We start from the raw sequence: 15,201 nt of genomic DNA on the forward strand, positions 1-15,201 counted from the left end.
ATTCTGAGCCGCTCGGCCCGTATGCCCGAGTTTGCCGCGTTTCGCCGTGTGACCCGATGCGATTCCGCGAGACTGATCGCGATGACGACCATCGACGCGGAGCTCGCCGCGACCATCGCCGCGTACCGGACCTGCGAGTTCACCACCCTGGGCCGGGACGGCACCCCGCTGACCTGGCCGACCGCCGCCTGGCTCTTTGACGACGGGACCTTCTTGGTCACGACCTCGCTGGCGTTCGCGCAGAAGGCGCTCAACGTACGCCGCGACGGGCGCGTGGCCCTGCTGTTCTCCGACCCGACGGGCAGCGGGCGTCCCGACGCGCCGCAGATCTTCGTCGCCGGCACGGCCGTCTGCCCGGAGGACATCAGAACCGGCCCGGAGGGCGCGGAGGACTACTGGCGGATGCTGTTCGAACGGCAGCCGCACAGCCGCGGGTACCTCAGGCCACCGGCCCGCTGGCTCATGGACTGGTACTACCTGCGGCTGCTCATCACCGTCACGCCGACCCAGGTGAGCGTCCGGCCGCCGCTGGCCGAACTCGCGCCGCCGGCGCCGGCGGGGCCGGCGGGGCCGGCGGAGCCGGTCGCGCTGCCCGGCGCCGACCTGCTCGCGAGCTTCCCGAGCGCCGTCCTAGGTGCCTGTGATGCTTCCGGGGCGCCGCGGCTCGCGCGTACCCGGGTGACGGCGACGGCCGGTGGCTTCGCGGTCGAGCCGCCGCCGGAGTGCGCGGTCGTGCCGGGCCCCGCGAGCCTGCTGGTGCACCGGCACGACGACCATCTGAACGGCGTGCGGAACGTCCTCGTACGCGGCGAGCTGCGCGCGGACGGCGACGACTGGCTGCTGGTCCCGGACCGGGTCATCGAGCCCGGCAATGTGGAGAAGCCGCGCGAGGCGGTCCGTACCCTGCGCAACGTCCGCCGGGCGACCCGGAGGTACCTGGAGCGGCGCTCACTGTCCCGGCCCCGGGTGGAGTGGGACCGGTTCCGCGCCCTGGCCCGCTAGCGGTAGTCGCAGCAGTAACCGAAGCGTCACCGAAAGTAGGATGGGCATCGCGTCGCGCAGATGTCCGCCCCGCCCCGCCTCGACGCGGCGCGTCGAGGCGGGGCGGACGGCGGAACCTCCGGAGGCCGGGCCGCGGCAGGGGAGACGCGGCTCTTACCGTGCGCGGGGGAGGGCCTGGACCAGGGCGGCGACCAGCGCGTCCAGGACGATCAGCAGGATCAGGCCGGCGGCGAAGGCGTGCGGGAAGGTGCCGAGCGCGCCGTAGAAGACCACGCCGATCAGGGCCACCCCGATCGCGCCGCCGGCCTGCTGGGCGGTGCTCAGCACGCCGGACGCGGCGGCGGCGTGCGCGGGCTCGACCCCGCCCAGCACCAGCGCGGGCAGCGGCGCCATGACCAGGCCCATCCCGGCGCCCGCGATCACCAGGCCGGGGATGACCCAGCCGACGGCGCCGTGCTCGCCGAGTTCCGAGGCGGTCAGCGCGAGCACCACGTACCCGAGCGCCATGCCCAGCGCGCCGACGGCGATGACCTGACGTCCAAGCCTCGCGGCGACCGCGGCGGCGCGCGTGGAGGACAGGAAGTAGCCGAGGCCCAGCGGGAGGAAGATCAGCCCGGACTCCAGGGCGGACAGTCCGCGTCCCTGCTGCAGGTAGAGGGCCAGGACCAGGAAGAACGAGCCCATCGTCATCGCGTGCAGCAGGCTGACGGTCGCGCCGACGGTGAACGAGCGGTTCCGGAACAGCGCCGGGGCCACCAGGGGCGCGGCGGCCCGCCGCTGGTACAGGGCGAACGCCGTCAGCAGGACGGCCGCCGCTCCCAGGCACTCCCACGTCCACATCGGCCAGCCCTGCTCGCGGCCCTGCACCAGGGGGAAGACGATCGCGACCAGGCCGAGCGAGACGAGCACGGTGCCGGCCAGGTCCAGCCGGGCGCCGGCGGCGGAGCGGGACTCGGGCACCAGGCGCGGGACCAGCGCGAGCGTGGCAATGCCCACCGGCACGTTGATCAGGAAGATGGTGCGCCAGCCGAGACCGGCGATGTCCGTCTTGATCAGGATGCCGCCGATGAGCTGCCCGAACACGCCGCCGAAGCCCATCGCGACGCCGTAGGCGTTGAACGCCTTGGCCCGGTGCTCGCCGGTGTAGACGGTGTTGATGATCGCCAGGACCTGGGGCATCAGCAGTGCCGCGCCCAGCCCCTGCGCGACTCGCGCGCCGATGAGGAACCCGGCGGTCGGGGCCTCCCCGCAGGCCGCCGAGGCCAGCGTGAACACGGCGAGCCCGATCGCGAACATCCGCCGCCGTCCGTACAGGTCGCCGAGCCGCCCGGCGGTGATCAGCCCGGCCGCCAGCGCCACCCCGAAGCCCGCGACGAGGAACTGGACCTGCGACGGGGTCGCGTTCAGGTCCCGCTGGGTGGCGGGGATCGCCACGTTGACGATGAAGAAGTCGAGAGTGGTGATGAAGACCCCGGTGAGGAGGACCAGCAGGGTCCCCCGGCCGGGGGCGGCCGTCACCCGTACGGGGGCCGCTGCGGGCGCCTTGATGGCGGTCATGTCGTCGTCTCCTGCTCTGATCGGCGGCTGCGAGATCGAGATTGCCGCCTGGGCCCGCACCGTGGCGATTACGTGAGAGGTCATGAAACGGCCGCACCTCTCGAATCGTCCTTCGCCGAACCGGGCCGTCCGCGCGCGCAGGAGGTGGACGCGCGGTTCCTCGACGAGTGGCCGCGACGCCGGTCCGGGCCGGCGTCGCGGCCACTCCGCGCTACTCGGCGACCGGCTCCAGCCGCGCGTTGAAGTGCCGCAGGATGGGCGGCGACTCGACGACGCGGTAGCCCGGTACGAGCGGGGCCTGCTTGGCCACCATGCCGACGACCTCCGCGACGTACTCCAGGTGACTCTGGGTGTACGTCCGGCGGGGGAGCGCCAGCCGGACCAGCTCGAACGGGGCGAGGGTCGCCGGCTCGCCCTCGGCGCCCTCCTTGCCGAGCATCAGCGTGCCGAGCTCGACGGTCCGGATGCCGCCCTCCAGGTACAGCGCGCAGGCCAGCGCGTGACCGGGGAAGCGCTCCGGCGGGACGTGCGGCAGCAGGCGTCCCGCGTTGAGGTAGACGGCGTGCAGGCCGGGCGGCTGCACGGTGTCGACGCCGGCCGCGTTCACGAGCTCGGCCAGGTGGGCCGCCGCAGCCTCGCGCGACCGGAGATAGTGCGGGTCCGTCACCTCCTCGAGCCCCTGGGCCAGCATCGCCAGGTCCCGGCCCGCCAGGCCGCCGTACGTGCGGAAGCCCTCGGTCGCGGTCAGCATCACCTCGCACCGCCGTGCCAGGTCGCCGTCGCGCATCGCGAGCAGGCCGCCGATGTGGGCGATCCCGTCCTTCTTGAGGCTCGCCAGGCATCCGTCGGCGAGGCGGAACGCGGCCTTGGCCACGTCGCGGGGGTCGGTGTTCTCGTACCCGGGTTCACGCTGTGTGACGAGCCAGGCGTTCTCGGCGAAGCGCGCGGCATCGAGGAAGAACGGTACGCCGTGCCGCCGGCACAGCTCGGACGCCGCTTCAAGGTTGGCCATCGAGACCGGCTGGCCGCCGCCTCCGTTGTTCGTGATCGTCATGATCACCAGGCCGACCCGGCCGGCGTCCGGGCCGGTCAGCGCGGCCTCCAGGGCCGTCAGATCGATGTTCCCCTTGAACGGCTCGTGGCTGTCGAGATCCGCCGCCTCCGGGCAGGGCAGGTCCCGGGCTTCGCACCCGATGAGTTCGGAGTTCGCCCTCGTCGTGTCAAAATGCATGTTACTAAGCGTTATCTGGCCTGGTTCGAGCAGCGTGGCGAACAGGATCCGTTCGGCGGCGCGTCCTTGATGCACCGGGTAGATGTGCTCATAGGAGGTCAGATCCTCGACCACCTCGCGAAAGCGATGGAAGGATCGCGCTCCGGCGTACGACTCGTCCCCGGTCGCGGCGGCCGCCTGCTGGGCGGCGGAGAGCGCTCCGGTGCCCGAATCGGTCAGCAGGTCGATGGTGACCTCGTCGGCGCGCAGCCCGAAAAGGTTGTACCCGGCGCGCGCCAGGGCCTGCGCGCGTTGGGCGGGGGTGGTCACCGGGATCGGTTCGACGACCTTGATCCGGTAGGGCTCCATGAGCGGCATTGGCGGGGGACTCCTTGCGTCATGCGGCGCGCCGGCGGGTGGCGGGCGCGGTCGGCGGAACGCCCGATCGCGGTCGGTGCCGAGGTGGGATCGGCAGGTCCGAAACCGGGATTGTCGACTGGCCGACAACCGGATTATGGCGCTTTTTGAGCCCGTTTCATGCCGTTTGGGCGAACCGGAATCGGAATTAACGGTGAACCGTACGATTCCTCCTGGCGGTTCCGCCGTTCCTCCGCGCCATCGGTCCCGCGGCCGGGCAGGGCCGTCCTTCGCCGAGGGCCGGAGTTGAGGCGTAGTGGTCGTTCCGTCGGCCGTGGGGACTGTTGCCACGCGGCCGGTCGGACGGACGGTTCTCCTCGGGTCCGTGGAGAAGCCACGACCTGAGAGAGCACGGCGAACGCCGTGCGCCACTCGCAGACAGGGAGCAGACAGATGAGCACAGCGGACAAGGCGCAGGAGCGGCTGGACCGGACGATCGATGACCACCAGCGCGGTACCGCCACCAAGGCCGACGTGCAGGCGGCCGCGCGGGAGGTCGACCGGACGCACGACAAGGAGAAGTCCGCGACGTAGTACGGCGAGATCTCCTCAACGCGACGTCGGCCAGGTCGACGGATCCGCGCCCTCGGCGCAGATGAGTAGCCGGTCTCGCCTCCGAGCAGGTGGGAGGCGAGACCGGTCCCCGCCGCACACTTATGATCTGGATCTCATGGCAACGAACTTCGGGCGGCCGAAGGCCGTCGCAGCCGACTACGCGTGGATCGGAACCGATGAGGACGGCGGCCTGTTCTCGGCGTACTGCCTGACCCTCGTACGCGGCATCACGCCACAGGAGTTCATGGACCGGCTCGGTGCGCGGATCATGTTCGAGGCTCTGGAACTCGCCGATGAGTTCATCGACCTCTCGTTCCAGTACTGGGACGAGCCGCACTACGGCGACGTTCAGTTCATCGGCGCCACGACGGTGGCCGGGGACGGCGGCGACTGGACCCTGGCGCTGGAGGTGAACGGCCATCTGGGCGTGACCCCCTCGACCATGGGCCCGGTCTCGGCGGGGACCCGGCTCGTCTCGCACCGCTACAACGGCGGCAACGGCGTCGGCGACTTCTGCTGGATCGAGGACGGCGACGTCCGGCTGGAGTTCGAGCCGCTGTTCGCCCGCAACCGGGCGGGCGGCACCCCGGACGCCCTCCTCGAGGACATGAGGCAGATCGGTTTCGACCTGGAGGAGGATCGTGAGGAGATCGGCCCGACCACGACGGCCGCCTTCGCGCTGGCCGAGCGGCTCACCGGAGTCCGCGTGACCGAGGCCCTGCTCGACGACGCGGTCTACCTGTGCGGCACGGCCGCCGTTCGCTGAAGGCCTCCCGTGTTCTCGGGCGTCCCGCCGATGACGATGACCTTGTCGGCCTCCGGCGCCAGGTACAGGTCGTGGGTGATGAGGATGGTCGTACGGCCGGCCATCAGCCGCCGTAGCGGCTCCAGCACCCGGCGGGCCGTCGGCGCGTCCAGGCCGGTGGTCGGCTCGTCGAGGATCAGCACCGGACTGTCGCGGAGCATCGCCCGCGCGATGGCGATCCGCTGCCGCTGGCCGCCGGACAGCAGACGGCCCCGCTGCCCGACGGGCGTGTCGTACCCCTGGGGCAGCGCCGCGATGAAGTCGTGCGCCTCGGCGGACCGCGCCGCGGCGGCGATCTGCTCGTCGGTGGCGTCCGGCCTGCCGTACGCGATGTTGTCGCGTACGGTGCCGGGGAACAGCATGGTCTCCTGCTGCATCAGCGTCACCGTGTCCCGCAGGGTCGCCAGCGACAGTTCGCGGATGTCGACGCCGTCGAGGCGGATCCGCCCGAACCGCGGGTCGTAGAACCGCAGCAGCAGCTTGGTGATGGTCGACTTGCCCGAACCGCTCGGCCCCGTCAACAGCACGAGCTCCTCGGGCCCGGCGCGGAACGACAGGTTCTCGATCGCGGGTCGGTCCTTGCCCGGGTAGGAGAACGTGACGTTGTCGAACGCCACCCGGCCCCGTCGCGCGGTCCGCGTACGGGCCGCCGGACGGTTGGCCACCGCGGGCGGGGTCTCCATGAGTTCGACGATCCGCTCGGCGCTCGCCGTCGCCTCCGAGGCCGTCAGGCCGACCTGCCCCAGGCTCTGGATCGGGGGGTACAGGTAGCCGAGGTAGGCGGCGAAGGACAGCAGGCCGCCCAGGGTGACGCGGTCGTTCGTGAGCTCCCAGGCGCCGAAGCCGAGCACGACGAGGACGCACACCGTCTCGATGACCTGGACGAGCGGTTCGTACAGCGCGGCCAGGCGCGTCTCGGCCATCCTGGCCTCCAGCCACGACAGGCCCTCCCGGTGCAGCCGCCGCTGCTCGGCCCGCTGCCGGTTGTACGCCTGGACGAGGGCCTGATTCGACAGGCTCTCCTCGACCACGCTCGTCAGCGCGCCGTCGCTCGCCCGCTCTTGGACGGCGGCGTCCCGGAACCGCGCGGTGAAGTTCCGCATCGCGAGCCAGAACAGCGGGGCGACGGCGAACGAGACGAGCGCCAGGTCCCACCTCACGTACAGCGCCGCGCCCGCGAAGAAGACCGCACTGACCGCCGCCGTGACCGCACCGATCACGCCTGAGGCGGCGAACTGCTCGATCGCCTCGATGTCCCCGGTGAGCCGGATCATGAGATCACCGAGGTCGCGGTTGTCGAGGAAGTCGGGGGACAGTCGCTGGACGTGGGCGAACACCGCGTCGCGCAGCCGGAGCAGGAACCGCTCTCCGACCAGGGTGGTGAGATAGCTCCCGCCGAAGGTCGCGACGCCCGACAGGACCGTGACCCCCAGCCACATCAAGGCCGGCGTCCAGAAGGCGTGCAGGTTCTTGGCGGCCAGGACCCGGTCGGTGATGTCACCGAACAGCCGGATCGCGACGACCTCACAGGCTGCGGAGAGGATGAGCAGGAGCGCGCCGGCCACGAGCCATCGGCGCATTCCGCGGGTGTACGGCCAGAAACGGCGAAACGCCTCCCGCGGCGAAATGCCGGAAGGCCCCTCTTCAGCGGGCGAGCGATTCATGACCACCAATTCCTCGGGCCGATGAAGAGGGGAGCCGACGGGCCGCATGGGCCCGTCGGCTCCCCTCTTCGGCTGGTCAGCGCTGGCCGGCCGGCTTGGGCAGCGGCTTGGTGGTCTTGCCGTGGTGCTTGCGCGGCGGCTTCGGAGCGGGCTTCTTCTTCGGGGGAATCGGGGCGATCTTACGGAAGCTCATTGCCGTATCCTTCCTTCGTCATCCTCGCCGTTCGGCGCTGACAGGAAAGACGTTAGAAGGCCCGGCTGAAAGCCCGCCAAGACGAACGTGAAAGGCGATTGAGATCTCTCTGAGATCGCTTAAGGCGCCGGTTCAGGGCCGCAGCAGGGCCTTGATGGCTCGGCGCTCGTCCATCGCGGCGTACGCCTCGGCCACCTTCTCCAGCGGCAGGGTCAGGTCGAAGACCTCGCCCGGCTCGATGCGGCGCTCCCAGACCCGCTCGAGGAGGTCGGGCAGGTAGGCCCGCGCCGGGGCCGGGCCGCCGCGCAGGCCGACGTTCTTCCAGAACATGTGCTCTTGCGGGATGTCGGTGATGTGGGGGACGCCGACCCAGCCGACCATGCCGCCGGGGCGGGCGGAGCGGAGCGCCTGCGCCACGGACTCGTCGGTGCCGACGCATTCGAGGACGGAGTCGGCGCCGATGCCGCCGGTGAGCTCCTTGACCGCCTCGACACCGGCGTCACCGCGCTCGGCGACGACGTCCGTGGCGCCGAACCGGCGGGCGACCGCCTGGCGGTCCGCGTGGCGGCTCATCGCGATGATCCGTTCCGCGCCGAGCTCACGTGCCGCGAGCACACCGCAGAGGCCGACCGCGCCGTCGCCGACCACGACGACGGTGCCGCCGGGCCGCACGTCCGCGCAGACCGCGGCGTGCCAGCCGGTGCACATCACGTCGGAGAGGGCCAGGATGCCGGGCACCAGGTCGTCGGCCGGCGGCTCCGGGGTGGCGAGCAGGGTGCCGTCGGCGTTCTGGACGCGGATGAGCTCGGCCTGGCAGCCGTCGTAACCGGTGCGGTTCTGGCAGTTGGCGTGCGCGCCGGCCTGGCAGAGCGGGCAGGTGTTGTCGCTGGTGAGAAAGCCGCCGACGACGAACTGGCCGGGCCGGACCGACGTCACCGCGGAGCCGACCTCCTCGACGACGCCGACGTACTCGTGGCCGATGGGCGTGGGCTGCGGCACCTCGTTGATGCCGCGGTACCGCCACAGGTCCGAGCCGCACACACAGGTCGCGACCGTGCGGACGATCGCGTCGGTGGGCTCGATGATCGTCGGGTCGGGGCGCTCCTCGAAACGGACGTCGCCGGGGCCGTGAATGATCGTGCCGAGCATGGGCAGCTCCTGTCTGGCTAATCGGGGGGAACAGATCGTACGAGGCCGGATGGTCGGGGTCAGCCGTCGATCATGCGCATCTGGGCCTCGTTGTGGTGGTCGCCCGCGGCGGGTGTCAGGTCGTCCAGCGTGACGTGCTTCATGGTTCTCTTCCTCGGTCTGCTCGCTGCCGTCGTGCGCCGCCCGTCCGCCGCAAGGGCGGTCGGGACGGCCCGGGCCGCCGACGCGGCCCATCTCCAGGAAACGGCCTTTTGCCAGGTGGCGGCAGTGTCTGTCGTTCCAGGTAATGCCAGTACCTGCTTCGCCGAGCGGCCGTGCGCATACCGTGGAGGCATGGACGATCGCGCCGAGATCAAGGAGTTCCTCGCCTCCCGCCGGGCCCGTGTCACCCCCGAGCAGGCGGGCCTGCCCGCCTACGGCGGCAACCGCCGGGTGAAGGGGCTGCGCCGGGAGGAGGTCGCGATGCTGGCCGGCGTCTCGGTCGACTACTACGTGCGGCTCGAGCGCGGCAACCTGTCCGGCGCCTCCGACGGCGTCCTGGACGGCGTCGCCCGCGCCCTGCAACTCGACGACGCCGAACGCGAGCACCTCTTCGATCTCGCTCGGCGCGCTCCCGCGTCCGCCGCGACCCGCCGCAAGGCCCCCGCCCGGCGGCTACGGCCCGCGCTCCAGCACATGCTGGACGCCATCGGCGACGCCCCCGCCTGGATCCGCAACGACCGCCACGACGTGCTGGCCACCAACCGCCTGGCCCGTGCCCTGTACGCGCCGATCCTGGCCGATCCCCGCCGCCCCGCCAACACCGCCCGCTTCATCTACCTCGACCCCGCCGCCCGCGAGTTCTTCACCGACTGGGACAAGGCCGCCGACGACATCGCGGCCATCCTCCGCGCCGACGCCGGACGTAACCCCTACGACAAGGCCCTCACCGATCTCATCGGGGAACTGTCCACCCGAAGCGAGGTCTTCCGGCGACGCTGGGCCGACCACAACGTCCGGTACCACCGCACCGGCGTCAAGAGGATCCACCACCCGGCCGTCGGCGACCTCGAACTCCACTTCGAGGCCATGACCCTGACCTCCGAACCGGGCCTCACCCTGATCATCTACACCGCGACCCCCGACACCCCCAGCGCCGACAACCTCCGGCTCCTCGCCACCTGGGCCGCCACCCAGGACCAGCCCGACCCCGCGCTCCACGACGACCACCATCACTGATCGCGACGGCCCCGCAGTCCGTCATGGTGCCGGGGACCAGGCGAGGCGGCCCCGCAGTCCCGCGGGGCCGCGCGTGGGACTCGTCACCGAACCGCGGGCGTCTCCCCGTCGGCGCGGTGACAGGTCATTCCGACCAGGAATAGCTGACCCGTACTCGCAGGGGGCTGCCCCAATCGATGGTGGCCCAGGTCCGGATGCCTCCCTGGTAGGGCTCGATGTTGCGGACGGTCATGCGCGCGTCTCCCATGATCGGCATGTTGTTCTCGTCCACCTCCACGATCGAGGCGAACACCAGAGTGGTCGGCGTGATCCAGGGCGCTCCGACGTCGAGGATCACGTCTCCGTTCGCGGTGAAGTAGCCCCAGCCACCGGACATCGCCGTGACGCCATGCTTGGCGGCGGGCTCGATGAGGGTGTTGATCATCTGCAGTGTCATGGTTTCCCTTTCGGTGGGGTATGCGGCCGCGTCACGAGCGGCCTTCCCGCAGGCCCACCACGCCCACCCCGGTGACACACCCGCCCTCGCCATGGCCGGGCAAAACGTCTGGTCGACGAGCCCGACGGGGCACTGGTCAGCCGAACGGCGCGCGGAAGGTGTGGCGGCCGGCGGTGACGTCCGTCGTCTCGCCGGCCGGCAGGATCACCCGCGCGGTCGCGTTCGGCGGGACCAGCACCTCGACCTGGAGTTCCCGCGTGGCCGGCAGCAGCCGCCAGCCGGCCTCGGCCCGGCCGTACGGGGTGTCGAGGGTGGCGGAGGCGTGGGTCAGGCCGCCGCCCGGGCGGGGGTGGACGAGCAGGCGCCGGTAGCCGGGCTCGTCGGGGGCGAGACCGGCGACGACGCGGTGCAGCCAGTCGGCCACCGCGCCGTAGGCGTAGTGGTTGAACGACGTCATCGTGCCCGGGTTGACCGTGCCGTCGGGCAGCAGGCTGTCCCAGCGCTCCCAGATCGTCGTGGCGCCCATCGTCACCTGGTACAGCCACGACGGGCACGCGCGTTGCAGCACCAGGCGGTACGCGGTCTCGTGCTCGCCGGCGTCGCACAGCGCGTCGCAGACCAGCGGCGTGCCGACGAACCCGGTACCGATGCGGTGCCCATCGCGGCGGACCACCTCGGCGAGGCGCCGGCCCGCGGCCCGGCGGCTCGCCGCGTCCTCCAGCAGCCCGAAGCCGAGCGCCAGCGCGTACCCGGTCTGCGAGTCGCCCGTCAGCCGCCCGTCCGGGCCCTGGTACTTGGCGCGGAACGCCGCGCGGACCCGTCCGGCCAGGTCGTCGTACCGCTCCCGGTCCGCGGTCTCGCCGAGCACCTCCGCCGTACGGGCGACCAGGCCGGCGGAGTACGCGAGGTAGGCCGTGGCGACCAGGCCGTGCGGAGTACGGGTCGCGTCGGGCCGGTCGGGCGGCGCGGCCGGGTCGAGCCAGTCGCCGAACTGGAAGCCGGTGTCCCACACGTACCGGTCACCGGCCAGCGCGGCGATGCCGTCCACCCACGCGCGCATCGACGGGTACTGGCGGCGCAGCACGTCCCGGTCGCCGAACCGCCGGTACATCGTCCAGGGCACGATCACCGCCGCGTCGCCCCATGCGGCGGCCGGCTGCGCGCCGTCGCCCTCGACCTTCACGTACGGAACGTACGGCGGGACGAGGCCGTCGTCGTGCTGCTCGGCGGCCAGGTCGGTCAGCCAGGAGGCGAACAGGCCGCCGCACGCGTACAGGAACGCCGCGGCCGGCGCGAACACCTGCGCGTCGCCCGTCCAGCCGAACCGCTCGTCGCGTTGCGGGCAGTCGGTGGGCAGGTCGACGAAGTTGCCGCGCATGCTCCACACCGCGTTCTCGTGCAGGCGGTTCAGCATCGGGTCGGAGCAGGTGAACCGGCCGGTGCGGGTCATGTCGGTGTGGCAGACGACGGCGCGCACGTCGGCCGGGTCGAGCGTCCCCGGCCAGCCGCGCACCTCGGCGTAGCGGAACCCGTGGTAGGTGAAACGCGGCTCCCATTCCTCGATCCCGGTGCCGCGCAGCACGTACTCGTCGGTGGCGCGGGCCGTGCGCAGTGGCCGGACGCACAGGCCGCCGCGTTCGTCGAGCACCTCGGCGTGGCGCAGGGTCACCACGCGCCCGGCCGGGCCGCTGACCCGGATGCGCAGCCGCCCGGCGATGTTCTGCCCGAAGTCGAGGATGGGGTGGCCGTCCGGTGACTCGGTGACCGCCACGGGTTCGAGGGCCTCGGTGCGGCGCACCGGCGGCCCGTCGGGGCCGACCAGCCGGGCCGGGTCGGCGGCCACGACGCGCACCGCCCGCCACGCCTCGTCGTCGAAGCCGGGCATCGACCAGCCGGGCGGTTCGGCCCGGGCGTCGTGGCGTTCGCCGTCGTACAGGTCGGACGTCACGATCGGGCCGGGCGCGCAGGTCCAGCCGGGTCCGGTGCCGACGCGGTCGATCGTGCCGTCGGCGTACCGGACCTCCAGCTGGGCGAGCAGCGCGACCTCGTCGCCGTAGTACGCCGAGCCGTCGGCCCAGCCGAGCCGCCCGTGGTACCAGCCGTCGCCGAGGAGGGCGCCGAGCGCGTTCGGTCCGGGACGCAGCAGGTCCGTGATGTCGTACGTCTGGTACCGCAGGCGGTTCCGGTAGCTGGTCCAGCCGGGCGCCAGCACGTGGTCGCCGACCCGCGCGCCGTTCAGCTCGATCTCGTAGACGCCGAGCGCGGTGGCGTACAACCGGGCGGAGACGAATCCGTCCCGCAGGTCGAAGCCGTGGCGCAGCAATCGGTCCGCGCCGCCGGTGACGAACGCGGCGGTCCAGTCGCCCGGTCTCAGGAGGCCCGCCTCGACCGGGACCGCCTCGCTCCACGGCGACGGGCCGGCGTCGTCGGGTCCCCAGACCCGCACGCGTACCCGGCGCCGGTCCCGGGAGCCGAGCGGGGGCGCGGGCCAGGGCACCAGCACGGACTCGCCGGTCTTCTCCCGGCCGGTGTCCCAGACCACCGTGCCGGCCTCGTCGAGCACCTGGATCTGCCGGACGGTCTGCCGCCAGCCCGTCGCGTCGGTGACCGTCGTCCACGACACCCGCGGCCGGTGTACGCCGATGCCGAGAGCCTCGCGGTGGTGTTCGAAACGGACGTCCGTCACCTTCACGCGGCACTCCACCGGGTCATCGTGTGGCGGAAGTTCGGTCGGTCGTCGGCCATGGGGGGATCCTTCGCTGGACGTTCTGATCCGTCCGCTGCGGCGCCGGGCGGGTCCCGGTGCCGTTTCGAGTCCGCCGTCGGGCCGAGGGCACCGCTCCGGCCTCGGACTCTTCGCGTCGTCGGTATTTGGGATCATGCGGCGTGGCCGACCCGGCCGAATAGCCCGCGATGAGCTTCGAGTAGCACGAAATTGATATCGCGCTAATCTCGCCCCATGACCGAGCCGGTGGAGCTGTCGCGGGCCGGCCTGACGTATCTCACCGGCGGCGCGCCCGCGTACGCGGGCCGTTACGTGCACGCGCGGTCCCACGTCGTGCACACGCACAGCTTCCTGGAGATCGCGGTGGTGGTCGGCGGCGTCGGCGTGCACCACTCCCCGGCGGGCCGCCGTGACCTGCGGTCCGGCGACGTCATGGTGCTGCGCCCAGGCGTGTGGCACGGCTACGAACGGTGCCGCGACCTCGCCCTCTACAACTGCTGCGTCAGCACCGGGCTGCTCCAGCACGAGCTGTCCTGGACCCGCGAGGACCCGCTCCTGGGGCATCTGCTGTGGACCGGGCCGATGTCGGCGCAGCGGCGCGGCACGCTGAGCACGACGCTCGACCCGGCCGCGCTGAAGGAGTGCACGGCGCAGCTCCGCGAGTTGAGCCGGCTCGGGCCCGCGCCGGACCGCGGCGCCGTGATCGGGCGGCTGCTGCTGTTCACGACCCGGCTGGCCCGCGCCGTCGCGGCCGCCGAGGGGGTGCCCGCCGGGCGGCCCCCGACCCACCCGGCCGCCGTGCGGGCGATGCGACTGCTGGAGTCGCGTCCCGCGCACGCCTGGACGCTCGCCGAGCTCGCCGGCGAACTGCACATCACACCGAGCCACCTCGTACGGGTGTTCAAGACCGCCACCGGCCTGCCGCCGATGGCCTACCTGTCCCGGCTGCGGGCCGAGATCGCGGCCTCGCTCCTGCTGCGCACGGCGCAGCCGATCACGCAGATCAGCCGGTCGGTGGGCTGGCCGGACCAGAACTACTTCGCCCGCCGGTTCAAGGCGCACTTCGGCCTCACCGCGACCGCCTACCGGCAGCGGTTCGCCGAGCAGGCCCCGCTCCCGCTCGTGCCGCGCGAGCCGGTTCTCCCGGACGCCTGATCCGCACGTTATCTCGGCTTTAAAACCACACGTCAACACGTGAACTCCAGCCGGGCCGGGCGGGCGCGGCGTACGCGCCGCCCGGGTTACGGCGGCTCTCGGCTGGGATTATGTCCGATCGATAACGGGGGCTTGACGTCGGTTACATGCGTGCTACAAGATCCGGAAACCACCCGACGTGGATGTGAAGATCACGGCATTGAGTGTTATGTCGCTGATCTGACGGAGGAGCGGATGGACGGTACCGGAACGCGTGCCGGCAGGCGCGGACCCGCCGGACGGCAAGAGGAGATCGCCGAGCACGTGCTGACGCACGGCTCGGCCACCGCCGCGGAGCTGGCCGAGCGGTTCCAGGTCAGCCTCATGACGATCCACCGGGATCTGGACGAGCTGGAGCACCAGGGCATCGTCCGCAAGTACCACGGCGGGGTGACCGCGCAACCCTCCGGCGTGTTCGAGAGCAACGTCGCCTTCCGCATGAAGGCCATGCAGTTCGAGAAGGACGCGATCGCGGCGAAGGCCGCCGAGATGATCGAGCCGGGCATGGCCGTGATGCTCGACGACTCAACGACCACGCTGGCGCTCGCCCGGCGGCTTTCGGGCATCACCCCGCTCACCGTCGTCACGAACTTCATGGAGTCGCTCAACCTGCTGTCCCAGGTGCGCGACGTACGGCTGATGGCCCTCGGCGGCGACTACGACCCGCTGCACAACTCCTTCCTGGGCGTGTCCTGCATCGAGGCCATCGACTCTCTCCAGGTGGACCTGTGCTTCGTGTCCACCTCGGCGGTCTCCGGCGGCTTCGCGTACCACCAGGAGCAGCACATCGTCTCGGTCAAGCGCGCGATGCTCGCCCGCGCCGCGCGCAACGTGCTGCTGCTCGACCACACCAAACTGAGCCGGACCGCGCTGCACCGGGTCGCCCCGCTGAGCGCGTTCCACCGAGTGATCGTCGACGCCGGGGCGTCCGCGGAGGCGCTCCGCGAATTCGACGAGCACAAGATCGCGTACGAGGTCGCCGTATGACCGCGGGCACGGCCCCGGTGCGAGATCACCGTGCGTGGCGCTGAAGGAACACATCACGTCTCGGGGGATTCACCGAACCACAAGGAGGA

12 protein-coding genes are annotated in these 15,201 nt (G+C 71.8%); 6 read left to right on the forward strand and 6 right to left on the reverse strand.

The window, feature by feature from the left end; genetic code table 11:
• The first annotated feature begins 81 nt into the window (after positions 1–81).
• Positions 82–1,002, forward strand: a complete 921-nt coding sequence (locus tag AB0L00_RS21075; RefSeq protein ID WP_364436576.1) for a pyridoxamine 5'-phosphate oxidase family protein — start codon at positions 82–84, stop codon at positions 1,000–1,002.
• A 153-nt stretch (positions 1,003–1,155) separates the two neighbouring features.
• On the opposite strand, the gene AB0L00_RS21080 is transcribed toward AB0L00_RS21075, so the two are convergent.
• Together AB0L00_RS21080 and AB0L00_RS21085 are read right to left on the reverse strand one after the other, a co-directional pair.
• Positions 1,156–2,643, reverse strand: a complete 1,488-nt coding sequence (locus tag AB0L00_RS21080) for an MFS transporter (protein ID WP_364436578.1) — start codon at positions 2,641–2,643, stop codon at positions 1,156–1,158.
• A gap of 127 nt (positions 2,644–2,770) precedes the next feature.
• A complete protein-coding gene (locus tag AB0L00_RS21085) occupies positions 2,771–4,147 on the reverse strand; it encodes a tryptophanase (protein ID WP_364436581.1) in 1,377 nt (458 codons plus the stop codon).
• Between the two features lie 432 nt (positions 4,148–4,579).
• Here AB0L00_RS21085 and AB0L00_RS21090 point away from each other — a divergent pair, with 432 nt between their 5' ends.
• The gene (locus AB0L00_RS21090; protein WP_364436584.1) at positions 4,580–4,720 is read left to right on the forward strand and encodes a hypothetical protein; all 141 of its coding nucleotides are present in this window, start codon (positions 4,580–4,582) and stop codon (positions 4,718–4,720) included.
• A 136-nt stretch (positions 4,721–4,856) separates the two neighbouring features.
• Entirely contained in the window at positions 4,857–5,507 is a 651-nt protein-coding gene (locus AB0L00_RS21095) for a DUF6461 domain-containing protein (protein WP_364436587.1), read from the forward strand.
• Here the strand turns inward: AB0L00_RS21095 and AB0L00_RS21100 are convergent.
• Together AB0L00_RS21100 and AB0L00_RS21105 are read right to left on the reverse strand one after the other, a co-directional pair.
• A complete protein-coding gene (locus AB0L00_RS21100; RefSeq protein ID WP_364436590.1) occupies positions 5,477–7,126 on the reverse strand; it encodes an ABC transporter ATP-binding protein in 1,650 nt (549 codons plus the stop codon). The genes AB0L00_RS21095 and AB0L00_RS21100 overlap by 31 nt on opposite strands.
• A gap of 409 nt (positions 7,127–7,535) precedes the next feature.
• The gene (locus AB0L00_RS21105) at positions 7,536–8,552 is read right to left on the reverse strand and encodes a zinc-dependent alcohol dehydrogenase family protein (protein ID WP_364436593.1); all 1,017 of its coding nucleotides are present in this window, start codon (positions 8,550–8,552) and stop codon (positions 7,536–7,538) included.
• 333 nt (positions 8,553–8,885) lie between these two features.
• Between AB0L00_RS21105 and AB0L00_RS21110 the strand changes: the two genes are divergently transcribed.
• Entirely contained in the window at positions 8,886–9,770 is an 885-nt protein-coding gene (locus AB0L00_RS21110; RefSeq protein WP_364436595.1) for a helix-turn-helix transcriptional regulator, read from the forward strand.
• A gap of 124 nt (positions 9,771–9,894) precedes the next feature.
• On the opposite strand, the gene AB0L00_RS21115 is transcribed toward AB0L00_RS21110, so the two are convergent.
• Positions 9,895–10,206: a hypothetical protein gene (locus AB0L00_RS21115; RefSeq protein WP_364436598.1), complete on the reverse strand. Its 312-nt coding sequence runs from the start codon at positions 10,204–10,206 to the stop codon at positions 9,895–9,897.
• Between the two features lie 136 nt (positions 10,207–10,342).
• Positions 10,343–12,898 (reverse strand): family 78 glycoside hydrolase catalytic domain, encoded by a 2,556-nt coding sequence (locus tag AB0L00_RS21120; RefSeq protein WP_364436601.1) that lies wholly within the window; start codon positions 12,896–12,898, stop codon positions 10,343–10,345.
• Positions 12,899–13,165: 267 nt separating this feature from the next.
• On the opposite strand from AB0L00_RS21120, the gene AB0L00_RS21125 reads away from it, so the two are divergent.
• Positions 13,166–14,086, forward strand: a complete 921-nt coding sequence (locus AB0L00_RS21125; RefSeq protein ID WP_364436604.1) for a helix-turn-helix transcriptional regulator — start codon at positions 13,166–13,168, stop codon at positions 14,084–14,086.
• Between the two features lie 234 nt (positions 14,087–14,320).
• The gene (locus AB0L00_RS21130) at positions 14,321–15,112 is read left to right on the forward strand and encodes a DeoR/GlpR family DNA-binding transcription regulator (RefSeq protein WP_364436607.1); all 792 of its coding nucleotides are present in this window, start codon (positions 14,321–14,323) and stop codon (positions 15,110–15,112) included.
• The last annotated feature ends 89 nt before the right edge of the window (positions 15,113–15,201 follow it).

Source organism: Actinoallomurus sp. NPDC052308 (assembly GCF_040679195.1).
Lineage (GTDB): Bacteria > Actinomycetota > Actinomycetes > Streptosporangiales > Streptosporangiaceae > Actinoallomurus > Actinoallomurus liliacearum.

What these genes read in the sequence shown, in the direction of transcription:
- AB0L00_RS21130 (WP_364436607.1), top strand. Translation starts at nt 14,321, where the DNA reads ATGGACGGTACCGGAACGCGTGCCGGCAGGCGCGGACCCGCCGGACGG.
- AB0L00_RS21105 (WP_364436593.1), bottom strand. Translation starts at nt 8,552, where the DNA reads ATGCTCGGCACGATCATTCACGGCCCCGGCGACGTCCGTTTCGAGGAG.
- AB0L00_RS21115 (WP_364436598.1), bottom strand. Translation starts at nt 10,206, where the DNA reads ATGACACTGCAGATGATCAACACCCTCATCGAGCCCGCCGCCAAGCAT.
- AB0L00_RS21090 (WP_364436584.1), top strand. Translation starts at nt 4,580, where the DNA reads ATGAGCACAGCGGACAAGGCGCAGGAGCGGCTGGACCGGACGATCGAT.
- AB0L00_RS21080 (WP_364436578.1), bottom strand. Translation starts at nt 2,643, where the DNA reads ATGACCTCTCACGTAATCGCCACGGTGCGGGCCCAGGCGGCAATCTCG.
- AB0L00_RS21095 (WP_364436587.1), top strand. Translation starts at nt 4,857, where the DNA reads ATGGCAACGAACTTCGGGCGGCCGAAGGCCGTCGCAGCCGACTACGCG.
- AB0L00_RS21125 (WP_364436604.1), top strand. Translation starts at nt 13,166, where the DNA reads ATGACCGAGCCGGTGGAGCTGTCGCGGGCCGGCCTGACGTATCTCACC.
- AB0L00_RS21110 (WP_364436595.1), top strand. Translation starts at nt 8,886, where the DNA reads ATGGACGATCGCGCCGAGATCAAGGAGTTCCTCGCCTCCCGCCGGGCC.
- AB0L00_RS21085 (WP_364436581.1), bottom strand. Translation starts at nt 4,147, where the DNA reads ATGCCGCTCATGGAGCCCTACCGGATCAAGGTCGTCGAACCGATCCCG.
- AB0L00_RS21075 (WP_364436576.1), top strand. Translation starts at nt 82, where the DNA reads ATGACGACCATCGACGCGGAGCTCGCCGCGACCATCGCCGCGTACCGG.
- AB0L00_RS21100 (WP_364436590.1), bottom strand. Translation starts at nt 7,126, where the DNA reads ATGCGCCGATGGCTCGTGGCCGGCGCGCTCCTGCTCATCCTCTCCGCA.